General features: G+C 63.2%; 24 protein-coding genes. 18 read left to right on the top strand and 6 right to left on the bottom strand.

Annotated elements, in window-relative coordinates:
- Window positions 1-6: 6 nt before the first annotated feature.
- From ACR3EL_RS18430 to ACR3EL_RS18415, 4 genes are all read right to left on the bottom strand, one after another.
- Entirely contained in the window at window positions 7-1,047 is a 1,041-nt protein-coding gene (locus ACR3EL_RS18430; RefSeq protein WP_170369287.1) for an ABC transporter ATP-binding protein, read from the bottom strand.
- A 21-nt stretch (window positions 1,048-1,068) separates the two neighbouring features.
- Window positions 1,069-1,908 (bottom strand): carbohydrate ABC transporter permease, encoded by an 840-nt coding sequence (locus tag ACR3EL_RS18425; RefSeq protein WP_170461371.1) that lies wholly within the window; start codon window positions 1,906-1,908, stop codon window positions 1,069-1,071.
- Window positions 1,905-2,750, bottom strand: coding sequence for a carbohydrate ABC transporter permease (locus ACR3EL_RS18420; RefSeq protein WP_480722541.1), 846 nt, complete (start codon window positions 2,748-2,750; stop codon window positions 1,905-1,907). The genes ACR3EL_RS18425 and ACR3EL_RS18420 overlap by 4 nt, the downstream gene beginning before the upstream one ends.
- A gap of 101 nt (window positions 2,751-2,851) precedes the next feature.
- Entirely contained in the window at window positions 2,852-4,120 is a 1,269-nt protein-coding gene (locus ACR3EL_RS18415) for an ABC transporter substrate-binding protein (protein WP_480722538.1), read from the bottom strand.
- 246 nt (window positions 4,121-4,366) lie between these two features.
- On the opposite strand from ACR3EL_RS18415, the gene ACR3EL_RS18410 reads away from it, so the two are divergent.
- On the top strand, window positions 4,367-5,380 hold the full coding sequence (locus ACR3EL_RS18410) for a LacI family DNA-binding transcriptional regulator (RefSeq protein WP_170341549.1): 1,014 nt from the start codon (window positions 4,367-4,369) through the stop codon (window positions 5,378-5,380).
- A gap of 4 nt (window positions 5,381-5,384) precedes the next feature.
- Here ACR3EL_RS18410 and ACR3EL_RS18405 read toward each other — a convergent pair whose 3' ends face one another.
- Window positions 5,385-5,750: a winged helix-turn-helix transcriptional regulator gene (locus tag ACR3EL_RS18405; protein WP_170341548.1), complete on the bottom strand. Its 366-nt coding sequence runs from the start codon at window positions 5,748-5,750 to the stop codon at window positions 5,385-5,387.
- A 128-nt stretch (window positions 5,751-5,878) separates the two neighbouring features.
- Here ACR3EL_RS18405 and ACR3EL_RS18400 point away from each other — a divergent pair, with 128 nt between their 5' ends.
- From ACR3EL_RS18400 to ACR3EL_RS18345, 12 genes are all read left to right on the top strand, one after another.
- Window positions 5,879-6,487 carry an NAD(P)H-dependent oxidoreductase gene (locus ACR3EL_RS18400; RefSeq protein ID WP_170341547.1) on the top strand — a complete coding sequence of 203 codons (609 nt, stop codon included), beginning with the start codon at window positions 5,879-5,881 and terminating at the stop codon, window positions 6,485-6,487.
- On the top strand, window positions 6,474-7,193 hold the full coding sequence (locus ACR3EL_RS18395; protein WP_170341546.1) for a glutathione S-transferase family protein: 720 nt from the start codon (window positions 6,474-6,476) through the stop codon (window positions 7,191-7,193). The genes ACR3EL_RS18400 and ACR3EL_RS18395 overlap by 14 nt, the downstream gene beginning before the upstream one ends.
- 223 nt (window positions 7,194-7,416) lie before the next feature.
- Window positions 7,417-9,396 (top strand): bifunctional 2',3'-cyclic-nucleotide 2'-phosphodiesterase/3'-nucleotidase, encoded by a 1,980-nt coding sequence (locus tag ACR3EL_RS18390; protein WP_437342519.1) that lies wholly within the window; start codon window positions 7,417-7,419, stop codon window positions 9,394-9,396.
- 311 nt (window positions 9,397-9,707) lie between these two features.
- Window positions 9,708-10,475, top strand: coding sequence for an urease accessory protein UreD (locus ACR3EL_RS18385; RefSeq protein ID WP_315901699.1), 768 nt, complete (start codon window positions 9,708-9,710; stop codon window positions 10,473-10,475).
- A gap of 1 nt (window position 10,476) precedes the next feature.
- Complete coding sequence (locus ACR3EL_RS18380; protein ID WP_005976933.1) at window positions 10,477-10,779, top strand: urease subunit gamma; 303 nt, start codon at window positions 10,477-10,479, stop codon at window positions 10,777-10,779.
- Between the two features lie 11 nt (window positions 10,780-10,790).
- Window positions 10,791-10,949, top strand: a complete 159-nt coding sequence (locus ACR3EL_RS18375; protein WP_170341545.1) for a hypothetical protein — start codon at window positions 10,791-10,793, stop codon at window positions 10,947-10,949.
- Window positions 10,946-11,251: an urease subunit beta gene (locus ACR3EL_RS18370; RefSeq protein WP_480722531.1), complete on the top strand. Its 306-nt coding sequence runs from the start codon at window positions 10,946-10,948 to the stop codon at window positions 11,249-11,251. Before ACR3EL_RS18375 ends, ACR3EL_RS18370 begins: the two co-directional genes overlap by 4 nt.
- Window positions 11,251-12,960, top strand: coding sequence for an urease subunit alpha (gene ureC, locus ACR3EL_RS18365; RefSeq protein ID WP_480722529.1), 1,710 nt, complete (start codon window positions 11,251-11,253; stop codon window positions 12,958-12,960). Before ACR3EL_RS18370 ends, ureC begins: the two co-directional genes overlap by 1 nt.
- Window positions 12,961-12,975: 15 nt before the next feature.
- Window positions 12,976-13,422 carry an urease accessory protein UreE gene (locus ACR3EL_RS18360; RefSeq protein ID WP_480722527.1) on the top strand — a complete coding sequence of 149 codons (447 nt, stop codon included), beginning with the start codon at window positions 12,976-12,978 and terminating at the stop codon, window positions 13,420-13,422.
- A complete protein-coding gene (locus ACR3EL_RS18355) occupies window positions 13,406-14,059 on the top strand; it encodes an urease accessory protein UreF (protein WP_480722525.1) in 654 nt (217 codons plus the stop codon). Before ACR3EL_RS18360 ends, ACR3EL_RS18355 begins: the two co-directional genes overlap by 17 nt.
- On the top strand, window positions 14,056-14,691 hold the full coding sequence (gene ureG / locus ACR3EL_RS18350; RefSeq protein ID WP_170341535.1) for an urease accessory protein UreG: 636 nt from the start codon (window positions 14,056-14,058) through the stop codon (window positions 14,689-14,691). Before ACR3EL_RS18355 ends, ureG begins: the two co-directional genes overlap by 4 nt.
- Before the next feature lie 175 nt (window positions 14,692-14,866).
- Entirely contained in the window at window positions 14,867-15,706 is an 840-nt protein-coding gene (locus ACR3EL_RS18345; protein ID WP_170341533.1) for an EamA family transporter, read from the top strand.
- 9 nt (window positions 15,707-15,715) lie between these two features.
- Here ACR3EL_RS18345 and ACR3EL_RS18340 read toward each other — a convergent pair whose 3' ends face one another.
- Window positions 15,716-16,333 (bottom strand): TetR/AcrR family transcriptional regulator, encoded by a 618-nt coding sequence (locus ACR3EL_RS18340; protein ID WP_170341531.1) that lies wholly within the window; start codon window positions 16,331-16,333, stop codon window positions 15,716-15,718.
- Between the two features lie 127 nt (window positions 16,334-16,460).
- On the opposite strand from ACR3EL_RS18340, the gene mbfA reads away from it, so the two are divergent.
- The 5 genes from mbfA (at window position 16,461) to ACR3EL_RS18315 (ending at window position 21,269) form a co-directional block, all read left to right on the top strand.
- Window positions 16,461-17,435 carry an iron exporter MbfA gene (gene mbfA / locus ACR3EL_RS18335; RefSeq protein ID WP_093963335.1) on the top strand — a complete coding sequence of 325 codons (975 nt, stop codon included), beginning with the start codon at window positions 16,461-16,463 and terminating at the stop codon, window positions 17,433-17,435.
- A 44-nt stretch (window positions 17,436-17,479) separates the two neighbouring features.
- Window positions 17,480-18,409, top strand: a complete 930-nt coding sequence (locus tag ACR3EL_RS18330) for an AEC family transporter (protein ID WP_170341529.1) — start codon at window positions 17,480-17,482, stop codon at window positions 18,407-18,409.
- Window positions 18,410-18,510: 101 nt separating this feature from the next.
- Window positions 18,511-19,344, top strand: coding sequence for an S-formylglutathione hydrolase (gene fghA / locus ACR3EL_RS18325; RefSeq protein WP_170369306.1), 834 nt, complete (start codon window positions 18,511-18,513; stop codon window positions 19,342-19,344).
- 3 nt (window positions 19,345-19,347) lie between these two features.
- Window positions 19,348-20,817, top strand: a complete 1,470-nt coding sequence (gene sthA / locus ACR3EL_RS18320) for a Si-specific NAD(P)(+) transhydrogenase (protein WP_093963338.1) — start codon at window positions 19,348-19,350, stop codon at window positions 20,815-20,817.
- Window positions 20,814-21,269, top strand: a complete 456-nt coding sequence (locus tag ACR3EL_RS18315; RefSeq protein WP_170341524.1) for a YaiI/YqxD family protein — start codon at window positions 20,814-20,816, stop codon at window positions 21,267-21,269. The genes sthA and ACR3EL_RS18315 overlap by 4 nt, the downstream gene beginning before the upstream one ends.
- The last annotated feature ends 64 nt before the right edge of the window (window positions 21,270-21,333 follow it).

Below are 21,333 nucleotides of genomic sequence, written 5' to 3'. Positions count from 1 at the left end.
CGCTCCTCAGGCTACGGCCAGGGTTGTTTCGGGGTCGAACCAGCGCACCCGGTCGGGCTGCGGGGCCAGGGTCAGGGTGTCGCCGCGGCGGACGGTCAGATCACTGTCCAGAACCGCGCGGAACAGGGCGCCGTTCACGCTGCAGGTGACAAGCAGATGCGCGCCCAGGGGCTCGACCACCTTGACTGTGGCGGCAAGGCCCGTATCGGCCGGGCGCAGATCCTCGGGGCGGATCGCGAAATGCAACGGCGTGGTTCGGGACGGCCCGTCGAGGATCTGGCCCGCGACGGTCCATTTGCCGTCTCCGGACGGGGTGGCGGGCAGGAAGTTCATCGGAGGATTGCCGATGAATCCGGCCACAAACTCGGCCGACGGGTTGCGGTAGACCTCGATTGGCGAGGCCGCCTGAACGATCTTGCCCTGATGCATCACGCTGATCCGGTCGGCCATGCTCATGGCTTCGACCTGGTCGTGGGTGACATAGATGGCGGTGGTGTTGCTTTCGGCCAGAACGCCTTTGAGCTCGGCCCGCATCTCCATCCGCAGCAGCGCGTCCAGGTTCGACAGGGGCTCGTCCATCAGGATCACGTCGGGCTCCATCGCCAGGGCGCGGGCTACGGCGACGCGCTGGCGCTGACCGCCGGACAGCTCGCCCGAATAGCGCCCCAGCAGCTGGTCGATATGCATCAGACCCGCCGTGCGCTCGACCCGGCGCTTGACCTCGTCATTGGGCAGTTTCTGCATCCGCAGGCCGAACCCGATGTTTTCGAACACGGTCAGATGCGGGAACACGGCATAGTTCTGGAACACCATGGCGATACCCCGATCCTTGGGCGGCAGGTGATCCACCCGGCGTCCGCCGATCCAGACCTCGCCCTCGGTTGCGGTCTCCAGCCCGGCGATGATCCGCAGCAGCGTGGTCTTGCCGCAGCCCGAGGCCCCCAGCAGAACCATGAATTCCTGGTCCTGGATGGTCAGGTTGATGTCGTGCAGCGCCTGATAGCTGCCAAAGCGTTTCGCGACATTCTTGATTTGAATTTCTGCCATTATTCCAACTCCTTGGGGCTGTCAGCGGTTGGCGATGCCCCACATGGCGAACAGGTATTTGCGCACGGCGAAGATGAAGATCAGCGCCGGCACGACCAGGATGAAACCGCCTGCGAATTTCAGATGCAGCGGCGACGTGTCGAGGTTCTGCAGCAAAAAGGCCGTCAGGGTCCGGTTCTCGATCGTCAGAACGGCGGCGGCGAACACCTCGTTCCACGAGATCACGAAGGCGAAGATGGCCGAGGCCGTGATCCCCGGCAGGATCAACGGCAGCACCACCTTGGTGAAGGCGGTCAGCCGGGTGCAGCCCAGCGTCCAGGCGGCCTCTTCCAGTTCCAGCGGGATGCCGGAAAACAGCGAAAAGGTGATCAACACCGCAAATGGCAGCGCCAGCGTGGTATGCACCAGCGACAGGCCGAATACCGTGTCATCCAGCCCGGTCTGGATGAACATCACCGCCAAGGGCAGCGCCAGCAGCGGCAGCGGAAAGGCACGGGTCAGCAGGATCAGCAGGCGGAACAACTCTTTCCCGCGAAAGTCGAACCGGGACAGGGCATAGCCCGCCGGTGCACCGATCAGGATCGACATGATCATCGTCAGCCCCGCCACCAGGATCGAGTTCTTGAGTGCGGTCAGGATGCCCGCAAAGCCCGCAAAGAACCCCAGGCTGCCCAGGTCGAATTCGGGGATGAACGGCTTGGGAAAGCTGTTCACCGTTTCCGGCGAGGACAGCGTGTTGATCAGCAGGAAATACAGCGGCACCAGCACCCAGGCGCACAGCAGCACCACCGCGGCGATGTAGACATAGCGGCCGGCCCGGCGCGTATCGGGCGCGGCGACATCGGTCGTGACGGTCGTCATATCGTGGCTCCTTTCGGGACACGCAGGGCGCGCAGGATGATCAGGGTGAACCCGATCGAGACGGCGAGGATGATCAGCGCCATCGCTGCCGCTGCGCCGCTGTCAAGCAGGTCGAATTGATAGGCGTAGGTTTCGCTCATGAGGACGGGGAACAGGGTTCCCCCCAGGGCCAGCACCACGGCGAAGACCTCGAAGGCCAGGATCACGCGCAGCACCAGTGCCGTCTGCAGCGACGGGCGCAGCAGCGGCAGCGTGATGCGGGTGAATCGTTTCCAGGGTGACGCGCCAAAGACCTCGGCCGCCTCGTAGTATTCCTTGGGGATCAGGCCGATCCCGGCCACCAGGATCACCAGCATGATCGCCGTGGCGCGCCAGATCTCGGCCAGGGCGATGGCTAGGAACACCACGCCGGGGTGCTGATAGCTGAGGAAATTTACCGGCCGGTCCATCACGCCCAGCCCAGAAAGCATGGAGTTCAGGAAGCCCGACTGTTCGAAGATCGCCAGCCAGATGATGCCCGCGGCCAGATCCGAGATCCCCAGCGGGATGGTCCAGACATACAGCACCAGGTCGCGCCCGCGCTGCATCCTGTTGACCATCGTGGCCATCAGCAGCGCCAGCGCCAACTGCACCGGAACTACCGCCGCCGCCAGCAGCAGCGTGTTCTGCAGCGAGATCGGGAATTTCCAATACCCGACCACCTGCCGGAAATTGTCCAGCGTAAATCCGTCGCCGGTGTTGAAAGCCTGCTTGGCGACAAGGACAAAAGGATACAGAAAGAACAGGCACAAAAACGCCGTCACGGGCAGGATCAGCACATAGGGCAACACACGAGCGTTCATCAGATCGCTCCTTTCCTTGCGGAAGTTCCGGTGGTTTCGGGCAGAGAGGTCGGGGGACACCGGGCCTGCGTCAAGCCCGGTGTCGGGATCAGGTCAGACCCTTATTCGACGGGGCATGGACCGTCCGAAGGCGCATCCGGAGCCCAGCAGGGCGCGCCGGTCTCCTGCATGATCGCCTCCAATGCGCCTTTCTGATCGTCCAGCACGGTGCGGATGTCCTGACCGCCCAGCACGATCCGCTCGAACGCGTCGGTATAAACACGGTTGAAGTCACCGCCCTTGTCGCCCAGTCCCGCGGGTAGCAGACCAGGGTTGGCATCAGCCGAGCCACTCATCTTGGCGACCGCGTCGCCCGCGGCCTTGACGGCCGGCGGCAGGTCGGCGGGCAGGTCAACCGCGACGACCGGGAAGAAGTTCGTCGCGCGCAGTGTGGCGATCTGGGTTTCCGGCTTCATCATATAGGCGACCAGAGCCTTCGAGGCTTCCATGTCGGGGGCCGTCCGGGGGATCGCAACCCCAGCCAGTACCGGCATGAAGCCGCGCCCGGTCGGGCCCGCCGGGGCCGGGAAGGCCACGAAGTCATCAGGCCGCTCGTTGAAGGCCTGCGCCAGACGCGAGGTGTGGTCGAACACGATCCAGGCATCGCCCGACAACAGCTGTTCCTGCATGAACGAGAAGTTGGTCGAGGCCGGGTTGGTATGCGTCCACAGCTCGCGGAATTTTTCCCACGCGGTCACGGCATCGTCGCTCGCAAAGGTCCGCACCACGCCGTTCGTATAGGACGGGTACAGATAGCCCTGGAAGAAGCGGTGCTTCAGGCCCTTGGGCCCGGCCGGGAAGCCGAATTTCGGCTCGCCGGCAGCCTCATGCGCGTTGGCGGCCCATTCGATCAGCTGGTCATAGGTCAGCGCATTGATGTCTGCGCCTTCGGGCAGGTACTGCAGCGCCTCTTTGTTGGCCGCCATGATATAGCTGGCTTGCATCCAGGGGATGTATTGCAGGCTGCCTGCTCCCAGGGTCGCCAGTTCGTTGAACGTGTCCGAGGCCGAGGCGATGCCCAGATCATTCAGGTCGACCAGATCATCGGGGTTCATGGCCGAGAAGTCGCCATGCAGCGCGCCCAGAACGCCGATCGTGCCCGAACCGGCCTGCAATTCGGCCTGCAGACGCGTCAGCCAGGGGCCGCCGTCATTGGGCTGGTAGTCCACGCCACCCTCGAAGGCTGAAAGAACCTGCTCGCGCATGGCCTGCGCCTCTTCGACCGGCTTGGCCTGCGTCGACCAGAACAGAACCTCCGCCTGCGCCACGTTTGTGACCAGGGCCAGAACAAGGCCGGATGCGGCACCGACCAGCTTGGATTGAATTGACATGGACTCCTCCCAGAGTTTCGATTGGGCCTTTTGCCCGTTCTGCCCGGCGGGGTCGGTTTGCTGTGCGTGTCGTGCGGCGACTCACCCCAGGCGATGCCGTTAGCATGATATAACGATATATCTTGCGTCAACGAATTTTTTCCAATCGGTTGGCCCAAAGTTTTGAAGTTCGTAGGAATTGCTCGTTGCAATACCCATGTGGGTTGGGCATTTTGATGATGCAACGATATATCAGAAGTCCGAGAAATGCCCGCCAAACCCACCCTCGCCAGTGTCGCCAAAGCCGCCGGAGTCTCGATCCCGACGGTCAGTCAGGTGATGCGCGGCACCGGGCGGATTTCCGAGCAGACCCGCAAGAAAGTGCTGCAGGCGGCCGAGGACCTGCACTATGTCACTGACTCGCGCGCGGCGTCGATGCGATCGGGCGAGAACAGGGAAATCGGGTTCGTTCTGAACCAGTTCGCAAACCCGTTCAACGCCGAAGTCGTCAGCGGAGCGGTCGAACTGTTGGAGGCCGAGGGGTATCTGGTTTCGATCCTGGACACGCGCGACGACGCGGACCGGCAGGGCAAGCAATTGCGGGATTTCATCCGCAATGGGCGCGGCGGCCTGCTGTGGGTGCCTGCGCTGGAGACCACGGCAGAAACCCTTCAACTTTTGCGCACGCATGGTTTGCCGACGGTGACCTTTCTGCGCCATGTCAGCCCCGATTTTGATCATGTGGGCATCAGAAATGCCGAGGCGACCGCGACCGCGACAAATCACTTGGCAGATCTTGGGCATCGACACATAGCATTTTTCGGCGGTATTGGCATGAACCCCGTTCGAAAGCAGCGCATATCCGGGTACCAGCGTACGCTGCAGGACTTGTCTTTGGGTCCGCCGATCATCTGGCCCTCACCTGACACCAAGCGTGCGGGTATGCAGGAGATGCTGAAATTGCATGACGCCCATCCAGAGGTCACGGCGGTGGTCTGCAATGGGGACATGGTCGCTTTGGGGGCGTGTTTCGGTTTGATGCGGGCTGGGTTGCAGCCGGGGCGGGATGTTTCGATTGTTGGATTTGACGATACCGAGGATGCCTCGGTCGCAATTCCCGCGCTCAGTACCATGGCGGTTTCGCCAAAGCGGTTGGGCCGCAAGCTCGCGCGCACTCTGCTGGACAGGATAAAAGACCCTGATATGCCGGTAATCGTGTCCGAAGTTTCAGCCCGGTTCATCGCACGGGAAACCACGGGGCCGCTGCAGAAGGACCGCTGACGGATCAGGCGCGCGTATCCGGCAAGGTCTCGCTCCACTTCCGCAGCTCGTCCAGAAAACCCAGCGCGGTGCGTCCACGTTCGGTCACGGAGTACTGCACTGAAACCGGTGAGGTTTCGAGCACTTGGCGGAGTACCAGGCCCTGTTGCTCCAATTGGCGCAGGCGTTCGGCAATCATTTTTTTGCTGGCGCCGCCGATCATCCGCGACAGGTCATTGAAGCGCACTGGCTCGTCTTTGAGGTGCCATAGGATCGACCCGGTCCACTTGCCACCGATGATCCGCATGCCGCGCTCGATGGGGCATGGTTCGCGGCACGCGTCCACCGCTTGCCGCTTGCCTTGGTCGTCCTGTTCGATACGGGCACGCATCGCCTACTCCAGTCCAGTTTCAGGTTACAAAAAGTAAACTGGTTGCATTTCATCACTACCGTTCTCAAGTTCGGTTTCACCCCAACCGAAGTCAAGGGGCAAGCAGTTTCAAAACCAAGGATATGGACATGAACAAGATCCTGATCGTGAACGGTACGCAGCCTTATGAATTCGCACCTGGCCGCCTGAATGCGTCGCTGGTGCAACGGGCGCAGGACGCACTGGCCGGTATGGGCCACGAGGTGCGCGTGACCACGGTTGCCGAAGGGTACGACATCAATGCCGAGATCGACGCCCATGTCTGGGCGGATGTGGTCATCATGCAGTTTCCGGTGAACTGGATGGGTGTACCGTGGGTGTTCAATAAATACATCGACGAGGTCTATACCGCGGGCATGGACGGCCGGTTGCTGGCCGGCGACGGCCGGACCGCCGAGGCGCCCAAGGCCAACTACGGCACCGGTGGCCTGCTGCACGGAACGAAATACATGCTGTCGGTGACCTTCAACGCCCCGAGCGAGGCGTTCGACAACACCGCCGAGCCGTTCTTTGCAGGGGCCAGCGTCGATGACCTGCTGTGGCCCATGCACCTGAACGCCAAGTTTCTGGCGATGCAGCCCCTGCCCACCTTCGCGGCTTTCGACGTGATGAAGAACCCCCGGATCGAGCAGGATTTCCAGCGGTTCGACGCGCATCTGAAGCAGCATTTCGAGGAAATCGCGCATGTCGCGGCCTGACATTCACCTCTACACCGCGGCCACAATGAATGGCTACAAGCCGGTGATCTTTCTGGAAGAGGCAGGCGTGGCCTACGACCTGACCCCCATCGACTTTTCCAAGCAGGAACAAAAGACGCCGGCGTTCTTGTCGCTGAACCCCAACGGCAAGATCCCGGTGATCGAGGACCGGGCCGAAGGTCGTGCGATTTTCGAAAGCGGCGCGATCCTGTGGCACCTCGCGCAGAAATACGGTCAGTTTCTGCCCTCAGACCCCGTGCAACAGTCCGAGGTGATGCAGTGGATGCTGTTCCAGGTTGGGCATGTGGGTCCGATGATGGGCCAGGCCATGTATTTCCAGCATATTGCTGCACCCAATGGCCATACCGAGCCGTTCTCGATCCGCCGCTACGTGAACGAAAGCCGCCGCCTGATGGAGGTGATGAATGATCGCCTGAATGGGCGCGACTGGATCGCGGCGGGCGAATACACGATCGCGGACATGATGCTGTACCCGTGGGCGCGGGCCTATGTCTGGGCGCGGGTTCAGGTCGATGACCTTCCGCATCTGAACGCATGGTTCGACCGCATTGATGCCCGGCCCGCAGTGCAGAAGGCGCTGACCATTCCCAAGGCCAATCCCCAGTTCTGGGATGCTTCGGCTGATGCCAGCGCCTTTGCGCGGGAAAACGCCGCGCGGTTTGCCGGTGACGTGAAAAAGGACTGAGGCCGCGGCCCGGGCTCCCCAGCCCGGGCCCGCACAACAGCACCTTGGGCGCCGCACGGCCCAAGCGCGGGTCGATGGCCGGGTGGACGCTTTACTCGGGTGTCAAAAGCGGTCAGTCTGAACCATCGGTGCGCCGGGTGATCCCCTCGGATCGCGCTGTCACATCATTGTCGTCATAAACGTTCAGATGATGCGTCGACCAATTTATTTCGAGAGGTGCCTCATGACCCTATCCAGCAAATTCGCGATGTCGCGGCGTCAATTCCTGGCCACCACCACGGCCGGCGTCGCCATGGTTTCCCTGCACCCGTTCTCCGCCGCCGCCGCAAGCAATCAGGCGCATCTGCGGATCATGGAAACGACCGACATTCACGTTCACGTCTTTCCCTACGACTACTACGCCGACAAGCCGCGCGATACGGTGGGGCTGTCGCGCGCGGCCTCGATCATCAACCAGATCCGGGCCGAGGCCACCAACTCGATGCTGGTCGACAATGGCGACTTTCTTCAGGGCAACCCGATGGGCGACTACATCGCTTACGAGCGTGGCATGAACGATGGCGACACCCACCCGATCATCAATGCGTTCAACACGTTGGGCTATGATGCCGCGACGCTGGGTAACCACGAGTTCAACTATGGCCTGAGCTTTCTGGAAAAATCGCTGGCCGGGGCGCAGTTCCCGATCGTGCTGGCCAATATCGCCAAGGAACAGGGCGCCAACCCGCGCGCGGACAAGACGCTGGTGCAGCCCTATGTCATTCTCGACCGCGAGATCGAGTTGGGCGATGGCAGCAAGCAGCCGATCCGCATCGGCGTCATCGGCTTCACCCCGCCGCAGATCATGAACTGGGACCGCCGCCACCTGGAAGGCAACGTGCAGGCCCGCGACATCGTCGAGACCGCCAAGGCCTATGTGCCCGAGATGAAAGAGCAAGGCTGCGATCTGATCCTGGCCCTGTCGCACTCGGGCATCGGCGCGGCCGATCACGCGGACGGGATGGAGAACGCCTCGGTTCCGCTGGGCGGGGTCGATGGCATCGACGCGCTGGTGACCGGGCACAACCACCTGGTCTTCCCCTCGCCCACCTTCGCCGACCGTGCGGGCGTTGACGTGGACAAAGGCACGCTGATGGGCAAGCCGGCCGTCATGGGCGGGTTCTGGGGGTCGCATCTGGGCGTGCTCGACCTGCTGCTGGAACGCGACGGCAACGAATGGCGCGTGGTCACTACCACCTCCGAGGCGCGGCCGATTTCGAAGCGCAACGAAGACCGCTCGATCACCGCGCTGGTCGAGGACGACCCCAAAGTGCTGGCCTCGGTCGCGCAGGATCACGAAGAAACACTGGCCTATGTGCGCCGCGCGGTGGGCAAGACCTCGGCCCCGCTGCACAGCTATTTCGCGCTGGTGGCCGATGATCCGTCGGTCCAGATCGTGTCGATCGCGCAGAAATGGTATGTCCAAGAGATGCTGAAAGGCACCGAGCATGAAGGCCTGCCGATCCTGTCGGCGGCCGCGCCGTTCAAGGCCGGTGGCCGGGGTGGCCCGGAATACTATACCGACGTGCCGGTGGGCGATGTGGCGATCAAGAACGTGGCCGATCTGTATCTCTATCCCAACACCGTGCGCGCGGTTCGCGTGAACGGCGCGCAATTGCGCGGCTGGCTGGAGCGTTCGGCCGGGATGTTCAACCAGATCGAGCCGGGCGCCAAGGATGCGCTGCTGCTGAACCCCGAATTCCCCTCCTACAATTTCGACGTGATCGACGGTGTGACCTATCAGATCGACCTGTCTCAGCCCTCGCGCTTTGGCCCGAAAGGCGAAGAGGTCAACCCAGACGCGGCGCGCATCGTGAACCTGCAGTTCAACGGTGCCCCGGTGACCGACGACATGGAGTTCATCATCGCCACCAACAACTACCGCGCTTCGGGCGGCGGATCGTTCCCGGGCGCGATGGGCGACACCATCGTTTTCGAGGCCCCCGACACCAACCGCGACGTGATCGTGCGCTATATCGTCGAACAGGGCACGATCGACCCCAAGGCCGACGGCAACTGGTCCTTCGCACCGCTGGGCGACACCACCGTTCTATTCGAAACCGGCCCCAAGGCGCGTGATTACATCAGCGACGTCAAAGGGTTGGCGCTGGAAGATGCAGGCGACGGGGCCGACGGCTTCGCGGCCTTCCGCATCACGCTCTGACCGGCGACAGACATCGGATCGGGCGGCCAAACTGGCCGCCCTTTTCTTTTGGTTTGGAGCCGAGAGCCGGATCATCACACGCATTGGTGTGATGCCTATTTTTCGGGCGATGGGGGTAATAATGCCCATAAAGCGGGCGGACAAGTATTCTGACTCAATTGCCTCTGCCGGGCTGCGCTGACTCGAGGAAAAGGCTGTGGTGCTTTCGCATCCGACAGTCCTCTCGCCCGGAGCTTCCAATAACCTCTTTGTCCGCAATAACTCCCGCGCAAGCGATCGCCGCGCCCCCCCGAGCCGTCGGGCGGGGTGTTGTGTCCGTGATTGGCCGCGCGGGCCGGACCGAGTTGCAGGACCTGCGCCAGCAGGGGTCGCTGAAGCTGCTGTTTCCTCGGCGCGATGGCGCTGACATGCAGGCCGTTCTGGTCAATACCGCCGGCGGCGTCACCGGCGGAGACAATTTTGACCTTTCCGCCACCGCTCAAGGAAATGCACATCTGACCCTGACCACGCAGGCCGCCGAGCGCGCCTACCGCGCGTCCGGAGCAACTCCGGGCCGGATTCGGACAGATCTGACCGTTGCGGCAGGCGGCCAGTTGAACTGGCTACCGCAGGAAACGATCCTGTTCGATGGTTGCGCGATCGACCGCCGCCTGCGTGTCGATCTGGCCCCCGATGCCGGCGTGCTGCTGGTGGAATCGCTGATCTTCGGACGCGCCGCGATGGGCGAGCGGATTACTGCGGCCCACTTCCAAGACCGCATCGAAATCTGGCGCGCGGGCCGGTTGGCCCATCTGGACGCGCTGCGTCTGACCGGTGATCTGGCGGCGGAAGTGGCCCGGCCGGGCGTTGGCGACGGCGCAGGCGCGCTCAGCAGCCTGATACTGATCCGCCCGGATGCCGCCGCGCATCTGGACCCGATCCGCGCGGCCTTGCCTGACACCGGCGGCGTCAGCCTTGTGGGTGACGACATGCTGTTGATGCGCCTGCTGGCGCCCGACGGTTTCACGCTGCGCCAGACCCTTGTGCCGTTACTGAACCGGCTGACCCGCAATTCCCTGCCAAGACCCTGGATGATCTGACATGCAACTCTCGCCGCGTGAAAAAGACAAACTGCTGATTGCCATGGCCGCAGAGGTGGCGCGCAAGCGCCTGGCCCGAGGCGTGCGCCTGAACTACCCCGAGGCCATCGCGCTGATCACCGATGCCGTGGTCGAGGGTGCCCGCGACGGCCGCTCGGTCGCCGACATGATGGAGGCCGGCGCGCAGGTCATCACCCGCGATCAGTGCATGGACGGCATCCCCGAGATGATCCACGAGGTGCAGGTTGAGGCGACGTTCCCCGACGGCACCAAGCTGGTCACCGTTCACAACCCCATCCGCTGAAGGAGATGACGATGAGAAACCTGGCTTCCCTGCCCTTCGCCCTGATGGCCGCGCCCGCGCTGGCGCATGACGGGCCGCACCTGCACCCGCATGACTCAGGCACCTGGCTGGTGCTGGTCCTGCTGCTGGCGATCGGCGGCGTCGCATTCTGGCTGAAGGCACGCAAATGATCCCCGGAGAGGTCATCACCGCCCCCGGCGAGATCGAGCTGAACGCGGGCGCGACGGCGATCACCCTGATGGTGGCCAATACCGGCGACCGGCCCGTGCAGGTGGGCTCGCACTATCATTTCGCCGAAACCAATCCGGCGCTGGATTTCGACCGGGCCGCCGTCCACGGCATGCGGCTGGACATCGCCGCCGGAACCGCCGTGCGGTTTGAACCCGGGCAAAGGCGCGAGGTGCAGCTGATCCCGATCAGCGGCGCGCGGCGCGTCTTCGGGTTCAACGGCGCAGTCATGGGAGACCTCTGATGCCAGCCCGGATTGAACGTTCCGACTATGCCGCCATGTACGGCCCTACCACGGGCGACAAGGTGCGGCTGGCGGATACCGACCTGATCGTCGAGGTCGAGCGCGACCTGACCACCTATGGCGAAGAGGTCAAGTTCGGCGGCGGCAAGGTGATCCGCGACGGCATGGGTCAGTCTCAGGCTACCCGCGCCGAAGGGGCGGTGGACACCGTCATCACCAATGCGCTGATCGTTGACTGGACGGGCATCTACAAGGCGGATGTGGGCCTCAAGGATGGGCGCATCGCCCGGATCGGCAAGGCGGGCAACCCCGACACGCAGCCCGGCGTGGATATCATCGTCGGTCCCGGCACCGAGGCCATCGCCGGCGAGGGCCGCATCCTGACCGCCGGCGGGTTCGACAGTCACATCCATTTCATTTGCCCGCAACAGATCGAGGATGCGCTGCATTCCGGCCTGACCACCATGCTGGGTGGCGGCACCGGCCCGGCGCATGGCACGCTGGCCACTACCTGCACGCCCGGCCCTTGGCATATCGGGCGCATGCTGCAGGCGGCCGATGCCTTTCCGATGAACTTGGCCTTTGCGGGCAAGGGCAACGCCTCGCAGCCGGCCGCTCTGCGCGAACAGGTCCTGGCCGGGGCCTGCGCCCTGAAACTGCACGAGGACTGGGGCACCACCCCGGCGGCCATCGATTGCTGCCTGTCGGTGGCCGACGAGATGGACGTGCAGGTGATGATCCACACCGATACGCTGAACGAAAGCGGGTTCGTCGAAAACACCGTGGCCGCCATGAAAGGCCGCACGATCCACGCTTTCCACACCGAAGGCGCGGGCGGCGGCCACGCTCCCGACATCATCAAGATCTGCGGCGAAGGGCATGTGCTGCCATCGTCGACCAACCCGACCCGGCCCTTTACCGTGAACACGGTCGAAGAGCATCTGGACATGCTGATGGTCTGCCATCACCTCGACAAATCCATCCCCGAGGACGTGGCCTTTGCTGAAAGCCGCATCCGGCGCGAGACCATTGCGGCCGAGGACATTCTGCACGACATGGGCGCGTTCAGCATCATCGCGTCCGACAGCCAGGCGATGGGCCGCGTGGGCGAGGTGCTGATCCGCACCTGGCAGACCGCCGACAAGATGAAGAAACAACGTGGGCGCCTGCTTGAGGAGACGGGCGAAAACGACAACTTCCGCGTGCGCCGTTATATAGCGAAATACACGATCAATCCGGCCATCGCGCACGGGCTTGGCACCCATATCGGCAGCATCGAGGAGGGCAAACGCGCTGATCTGGTGCTGTGGAATCCCGCCTTTTTCGGCGTGAAGCCCGAGATGGTGCTGCTGGGCGGCACCATCGCCTGTGCGCAGATGGGCGACCCGAACGCTTCGATCCCCACGCCTCAGCCGGTCTATTCGCGGCCGATGTGGGGGGCCTATGGCCGCTCGGTCGAACGGGGCGCGGTCACCTTCGTGTCGGAAGCCGCCCAAGAGGACGGCATCGCTGCGCGTCTGGGCCTTGCCAAGCAGACCGTCGCCGTGCGCAACACCCGCGCGATCGGCAAACGCGACCTGCGGCTGAACGATGCGCTGCCCGAGATCGAGGTGAACCCCGAAACCTACGAGGTGCGCGCCGACGGCGAATTGCTCACCTGCCAACCCGCCGAAACCCTGCCCATGGCGCAACGCTATTTCCTGTTCTGAAAAGGGATGCCTCCGATGCTTGCCACATCACAGAAAATCCGCCGCAACGGTCAGTGGGACGAAACCCATGGCACCGTGATGTTGAACTACGAAGACCGCTTTCTGCGCCGCCGAATGCTGCGCACCGCCCAGAACGAAGAATTCTTGGTGGATCTGTCGCAGACGACCTCGCTGGACGGGGGGGACGCGTTCGAGCTGGCCGATGGTCGCCTGATCGAGGTGGTCGCCGCAGAAGAGGACCTGTTCGCCGTCACCGGCCCCGATCTGACCCGGCTGGCCTGGCATATTGGCAACCGTCACACCCCCTGCCAGATCGAGCCCGACCGGCTGGTGATCCGCCGCGACCACGTGATCCGCGACATGCTGTTGAAGCTTGGCGCGACGGTCCTGGACATCCGCGCGCCCTTCAGCCCCGAAGGCGGTGCCTATGGGCACGGACGGACGCATGGCCACAGCCACTGACCTTGATCTTCTGACGCTGACGCAATGGCTGTCACCCGCCTACCCGGTCGGGGCTTTTGCCTATTCGCACGGGCTGGAACGCTTGGTTCGATCGGGCGCGGTGCACGATGCGGCCAGCCTGCGGGATTGGCTGCACGACGTGCTGGAACACGGTGCGGGATGGTCGGATGCCCTGTTTCTGACCGCCGCTTGGCGCGCGAAATCCGAGCTCGCCGTGGCCGAACTTGACGATATGGCCCGCGCCTTCTCCGGCCCCTTCGAGCGCAGGTTCGAGACCGCGCAACAGGGCGCTGCCTTCTGCGGTGTGACGGCAGCGGTCTGGGACATCAAGCTGGCGGATCTGACTTATCCCGTCGCCGTCGGCTGCGCCGCGCGCCACGCCGGTTTGCCGGTGGAACCGACCGCGCGGCTGTATTTGCATGCGTTCATCAGCAATCTTGTTTCGGCCGCGCAGCGGCTGATGCCCCTGGGCCAGACCGCTGCGCAAGGGGTGGTCCGAGACATGGCGCCCTTGTGCGCACATCAGGCGCACGCGGCGGTGGAGGCCGATCTGTCCGCCCTGTCCGGCACCGCCTTTCTGGCCGAGATCGCGGCCATGCAACATGAAACTCAACAACCAAGGATATTCCGCACATGAGCAGCATGAACGGCCCTCTGCGGGTGGGCATCGGCGGCCCGGTCGGTGCGGGCAAGACCAGCCTGACCGCCGCCCTCGCCCGCGCGCTGCGCGACACCCACTCGATCGGGGTGATCACCAATGACATCTACACGCAGGAAGACGCCGAGGCGCTGATGCGCATGCAGATCCTGCCGCAGGACCGGGTGATCGGCGTGGAAACCGGAGGTTGCCCGCATACGGCGATCCGCGAGGATGCCTCGATCAATCTGGCCGCGGTGGCCGAGATGGTGCGCCGTCACCCCGAGGTCGAGATCGTTCTGATCGAATCTGGCGGTGACAACCTGTCGGCCACCTTCAGCCCGGAACTGGCGGATGTGACGATCTATGTGATCGACGTGGCCGCGGGCGAAGAGATCCCCCGCAAGGGTGGCCCCGCGATCACCCGTTCAGAAATCCTGATCATCAACAAGATCGACCTTGCTCCGCATGTCGGAGCGGACCTGTCGGTGATGCAGCGCGATGCGGCCCGGATGCGCGGCGATCGACCATTCGTATTCACCAACCTGCGGAGCGGCAGCGGAACGAGTGAAATCATCGACCTGTTGGACAAGATCGCCGGCATCGGCGCCGGACGACGTGTAACGGCGTAAGACCCTCAACACGACTATGGGCGTTTCCGGTTCCAGAATTTGGAACCTTGCGCCTGCAAGGCAATTCGATGTAACCGGATTCGACCACCGAAGCTGTCCTAGCGATAGCCCGGTGCGAGAAAGTTGCAGCCGGGCCGATCCTTCTAGGGGCCGCCCCATCACCTGAGGACCGCCGGTGAGCTCATTCGTCGTCGCGATCATTCTGTCGGCTGCCATCCTGCACGCCGTCTGGAACGCCATCGTCAAAACCGCGGGCGACCGGACGACGACGCTGGGGCTTGTGGCCTTCGGGCATGTGATCCCAGCCAGCGTCATGATCCTTGTGCTGCCCTTTCCGGGCAGCGACAGCTTTGTCTACATCCTTTTGTCCACCGTCGTGCATTTCGGTTATTACTTCATGCTGGGCAAAGCCTATCAGCATGGCGACCTCAGCGTCGTCTACCCGATCGCCCGGGGCATCGTTCCGGCGCTAGTGGCGCTTTGGGCCTATCTTTTGCTGGATGAGGTTCTGCCCCTGCAAGCCTGGATCGGCATCGGTCTGATTGCGGTCGGCATCCAGCTCAGCAGTTGGAGCTCGCTCCGGCAAGGCGTCGGCGGCGCAGCGCTGGGGTTTGCGGTGGGTACCGGACTTTGCATCTCGGTCTATTCGGTTGTGGACGGCATCGGAGTGCGGCTGTCTGGAAACACGCTCAGCTACTGGGCTTGGGGGGCGTTTCTGCACCTGTTCATCGCCGGCTTTGTGGGTCTTCGACGGCGGCAGGTTCTGACACAACTCCCGGCCCGCACCTGGGCGATCGGCATCCTGGGCGGCTTCGTGTCGATGCTGGCTTATGGGCTGGTGCTGTATGCCAAGAATTTCGCGCCGCTGGGGGCGGTCTCGGCGTTGCGGGAAACCTCAGTGATTTTTGCGGCCCTGATCGGGTTCGTCTTCCTGCACGAAGGCTATTGGGTGCGCAGGCTGGGGGCCGCCATCCTGATGGCGGGGGGCGTGGCGCTGGTTGGACTGTCGGGCTGAGCCGATCCGTCAGGTGCCGTAGCGCGCCATGAACATGTCAACGGCGTTGGTGGCCACTTCCTCGATTTCCTCGTCCGAGAACCGGGTTTGGATCCCCAAAGCCGCGAGTGTCCACAGGCGCACCTTGCACAATTCCGAGAACTGCTCGGCGGCAAAATGCACGTCGTCAATCGCCAGTTCACCTTTGGCCACGGCTTTTTCCAGATACTCGGCCATCTGGCGCTGACCGTTGGCGGGGCCGGCCTCGTAGAACGCCTTGCCCAGTTCCGGGAACCTGTCACGCTCGGCTACGCAGATGCGGAACACCTGCTGCGCAAAATCCGATACCAGAAACCGAGTCAAATGCGTGGCGGTGATCATCAACGCCTCGCGTACCGGTTTGGTTTCGTCGATCATGGCCAGCACGTTTTCAGCCATGCGGCAACACTCGGTCTGCGCCACCTCGGAAAACAGAAGTCGTTTGTCCGGGAAATAGCTGTAGAGCGTCGCCTTCGACACACCCGCCGCGCGCGCGATATCATCGACGCTTGCGCCTTCGAACCCATCCGCCATGAAAACCTCTCGGGCGCCGTTCAGAACCTGGTCGAATTTCCGTCCAGTACGCACGATGGTGGCGGCTTGGGTCATGGTGTCTCCTTGGCTGGGTGCTGCGACAAATCTATAAACCAGTCAGTTCAGTTTCAACGGTTTTCAATTCGGCTTGAAAGTTCCGTTACGCAGCGTAGATTAGAATAATTCTAAAACGAGGGTGGCAATGCGGTTTTTCACTCAGCGCAAACACTTCAGAGATCTGACCGAGCAGGAAGTTATTGCGCTAGCGATTTCGTCCGAGGAAGACGACGCGCGGATCTATAGGTCATATGCCGAAATGCTGCGCCCCGACTATCCGGCGACAGCCAAAATCTTCGATGGCATGGCTGCCGAGGAAGACGAGCACCGCCGTCGCCTGATCGGTCTGCACGAGGATCGGTTCGGCCCGGTGATCCCTCTGATCCGGCGCGAGCATGTCGCCGGTTACTACGCCCGCCGTCCGATCTGGCTGGTCGAGAATCTCGGAATCGAGCGAATCCGCGAAGAAGCCGAGATGATGGAGCGCGACGCGGAACGCTTCTATCTGGCGGCTGCTGGTCGTACGACCGATGCAGCAACACGCAAACTTCTGGGCGACCTGGCTGCGGCCGAAGCGGGACATCAAGCCGCGGCCGCCGAATTGGAAGAAGCTCACCTGGATCACGATGAAAAAGAAGCTGAAAAGGTGATTTCGCACCGGCAATTCATCTTGACCTGGGTCCAGCCGGGATTGGCCGGGCTGATGGACGGGTCAGTGTCGACCTTGGCGCCGATCTTCGCGACGGCCTTTGCCACGCACGACCCTTGGACGACCTTTCTTGTGGGCCTTGCAGCGTCAGTGGGCGCGGGCATTTCCATGGGCTTCACCGAAGCGGCATCGGACGATGGCGAGCTGTCGGGCCGTGGATCACCGGTCAAGCGGGGTTTGGCGTCCGGGGTGATGACCACGGTCGGCGGATTGGGCCACGCCCTACCCTATCTGATCCCGGAATTCTGGACGGCCACGATCATTGCCTTCATCGTGGTGTTTTTCGAATTGTGGGCGATCGCGTGGATTCAGAACCGCTATATGGAAACTCCGTTCTTCCGTGCGGCTTTTCAGGTCGTTCTGGGCGGATCGCTGGTGCTGGCAGCCGGGATTTTGATCGGCAGCGGGTGATGACCCTGCTTGCGATGTGGTAATTCTATGTTACCAATCTGCGCATGGTCGATATCTTTCTGCGCACCCTGCCCTTCTTTGCGATCATCGGCCTGGGATACTGGGCCGGGCGCAGCCGGTTCTTCACCGAAGACGCCACGGCCTATCTGACCAAGTTCGTGTTCTATTTCGCGTTGTCGGCGATGCTGTTCCGCTTTGCCGCCACGCTGCCCTTTGCCGAGATCTTCAACGCGCGGCTGATGCTGGGCTATCTGATCGGCACCGCCGGCGTATACGCGCTGGCCACGTTGGTCGCCTATCTGCGCGGGCTCGACATCCCCACCGCGGCGGTCGAGGCGCAATGCGCCGCTATCGGAAATGTGGGCTTTCTGGGTCTGCCGATGTTGGCCCTGCTGTTTTCCGAATCCGCCATCGGGCCGGTCATGCTGGTTCTGACGGTCGATCTGGTGGTGTTTTCCTCTCTGATCGTGATCCTGATCAACGGCGGGCGGGATGGTCGGCTGAGTGCCGGAACTTTGCGCCTGATCGGCCTTGGTTTGCTGAAGAACCCGATGATCGTCTCGATATCGGCTGGGTTGATCTGGTCGGCCCTGCAGATGCCGGTGCCTGACCCGTTGAACGATTTTCTGACCATTCTGGGCGGCGCCGCCACGCCGGGGGCGCTGTTCGCCATCGGCGCCTCGCTGGCCAGCAAATCGGCCGAGCGGGTTCAGATCGCGCTCTGGCTCAGCTTTTGCAAACTTGCCGTGCATCCGGCCTGTGTGGCTGTGGTGCTGCTGTGGCTGCTGCAGACTGATCCTTTTGCCGCGGCGGTGGCTATCTCCGCCGCCGCCCTGCCTGTGGCCGGCAATGTCTACATGCTGGCGGCCCACTATGGCGTGGCGCCGCACCGGGCATCTGCCGCCATTCTACTGTCGACCATTGTCAGCATTCTGACCGTGCCGGTGGTCATCGCGTGGGTTGCCGCATTCTGACGCGGCGACTTCAAAATGCGTGCGAACATTGGTGCCCGGACTTTACGCCGGGGCCTTCGCCCGTTAGCCATGGCACGAACCCAACGTAAGGATGATGCCAGATGGAAACCCTTTCCGAAAACGCCTGTTTCGGTGGCGTGCAGGGCGTGTACCGCCACGCCTCGGCGGCGTGCCAGTGCGACATGACCTTTGGCCTGTTCCTGCCGGCCGAGGCCAAGGACGGCCCGGTTCCGGTCCTGTGGTATCTGTCGGGCCTGACCTGCACCCATGAAAACGCGATGGTCAAGGCGGGCGCGCAGGGCTGGGCCGCCGAACAGGGCATCGCGCTGGTGTTTCCTGACACCTCGCCGCGTGGCGAAGGGGTCGCCGATCATGAGGATTACGACCTGGGCCAGGGCGCCGGGTTCTACGTCAACGCCACGCAATCACCGTGGGCGCCGCATTTCAACATGTGGGACTATGTGGCTGACGAACTACCCGCGCTGCTGGTCGAAAACTTCGCCATCGACGGCGACCGGCAGGCCATCACCGGCCATTCGATGGGCGGCCACGGCGCGCTGACGCTGGCGATGAACCTGCCGGGCAGGTTCCGTTCGGTCTCGGCCTTTGCGCCGATCTCGAACCCCACGGCCAGCGACTGGGGCCGCAAGCAACTGGGCGCCTACCTGGGCGACGACCCGGCCGCCTGGGCCAAACATGATGCGACGCTGATGATGAAGGAAAAGGGCTTTGACGGCCCGATCCTGATCGACACCGGCACCAACGACCAGTTCATCGACCTGCTGCGCCCCGAGGCTCTGGCCCAGGCCATCGCCGAACGCCGCCAGCAGGCCACGAACCGGTTGCAGCCCGGCTATGACCATTCCTACTTCTTCGTGTCCACCTTCATGGAGGACCACGTCACCTTCCACGCCGAAGCCCTGTACGGAGACTGAGGGATGAGCAAATACGACTATGACCTGATCATCATCGGCTCGGGCCCATCGGGCCGCGCGGCGGCGATTCAGGCGGGCAAGCTGAAACGCAAGGTTCTGGTGGTTGACCGCCGTGACCGGTTGGGCGGCGTATCGGTGCACACGGGCACGATCCCGTCGAAGACACTCCGCGAAACGGTGCTGAACCTGTCGGGCTGGCGCGAGCGCAGCTTTTACGGCCGTTCGTACCGGGTCAAGGATCAGATCCGCGCCGAGGACCTCAAGGCCCGGCTGCACATGACGCTGGATTACGAGGTTGACGTTCTGGAACACCAGTTCAACCGTAACCACGTTGAAACCATGGACGGCGTAGCCCGCTTTGTCGGCCCGCACGAGATCGAGGTCACAGCCGATGCGGGCGACACCACCCGCCTGACGGCCGCGAAATTCCTGATCTCGACCGGGACCAAAACCTATCGCCCCGATTACGTGCCCTTCAACGGCAAGACCATCGTCGACGGGGACGAGTTCCTGGAAATGGCCGAGATCCCGCGCTCGCTCTGCGTGATCGGCGCGGGTGTGATCGGGGTCGAGTATGCCACGATGTTCTCGGCGCTGGATGTGCGGGTGACGCTGATTGAGCCGCGCGAGACCTTTCTGGATTTCATCGACAAGACCCTGATCCAGGAATTCACCCACCAGATCCGCGAAAACGGAGTGGACCTGCGCCTGGGCTCGGCCGTGGAAAAGATCGAGGATGCCGGCAAGCATGTCGAGATCACCATGTCAAACGGCCGCCATGTCCGGGCCGAGATGCTGCTGTTCGCGGCGGGCCGCATGGGCAACACCTCGGCGCTGAATCTGGGTGCGGTTGGGATCGAAACCGACCACCGCAACCGCATTTCGGTGGACCGCAAGACCTATCAGACCTCGGTGCCGCATATCTATGCCACCGGGGACGTGATCGGGCATCCGTCGCTGGCCTCGACCTCGATGCAGCAGGGACGCGTTGCGGCCTGCCACGCGCTTGAGACCCCTACCCTGCCAGAAAGCCCTTGGTTTCCCTATGGCATCTATTCGGTGCCCGAGATCTCGACCTGCGGCATGTCCGAGGAAGAGCTGCAGGAACGCGGCATTCCCTATGAGGTGGGCGTGGCCCGGTTCCGCGAGACCTCGCGCGGGCATATCATGGGGCTCGAGCACGGGATGCTGAAGATGCTGTTCTCGCTGAAAACCCGCCGGGTGCTGGGCGTGCAGATCGTCGGCGAAGGCGCGACCGAGTTGATCCACATCGCCCAGGCGGTGCTGAACCTGAAGGGCACGGTGGACTATTTCGTGCAGAACACCTTCAACTATCCGACCCTGGCCGAGGCCTACAAGATTGCCGGGCTCGACGCCTTCAACCGGATGCCGATCCCGGACGAGTTCAAGGTGCGCAAATCCGATGCCCCCGAGCCAGCAAAGTTGGCGCCCAAGAAGGCCAAGCAGGCGTGACGACCCTGTATGTCGATGGCGACGCCTGCCCGGTGAAGGCCGAGGCCGAACGCGTCGCCACGCGGCACAAGGTGCCGATGGTGGTGGTGGCGAATGGCGGGCTGCGCCCGTCGGCCAACCCGCTGGTTCAGATCGTGACCGTGGCGCAAGGCGCTGACGAAGCCGACAAGTGGATCGCCGAGCGGTGCGACGCGGGCGACATCGTCATCACCTCGGACATCCCGTTAGCCGCCAAATGCGTCCAGGCCGGCGCGCGGGTGCTGCGCCCCAATGGCGAGGCCTTCACCGCTGCCAATATCGGTCAGCAACTGGCGATGCGCGATCTGATGGCGGATCTGCGCGCCGCCAATCCGCTGGGCGCCGGGGGCGGTGGCAAACCGTTTTCCAAGGCCGACCGATCGCGGTTTCTGGACGCGCTCGAGCGTGAGATGCGCGCCGCCCTGCGCGGCTGAGTTTGGCCTTGCATCCCGCTCGGCGGGTTGGTTCAGTCAGCCCCAAACGCAACACAAGCGAACA

The organism is Ruegeria sp. BJ3 (genome assembly GCF_056535665.1).
This window is presented reverse-complemented; position numbering and strand designations above follow the sequence as displayed.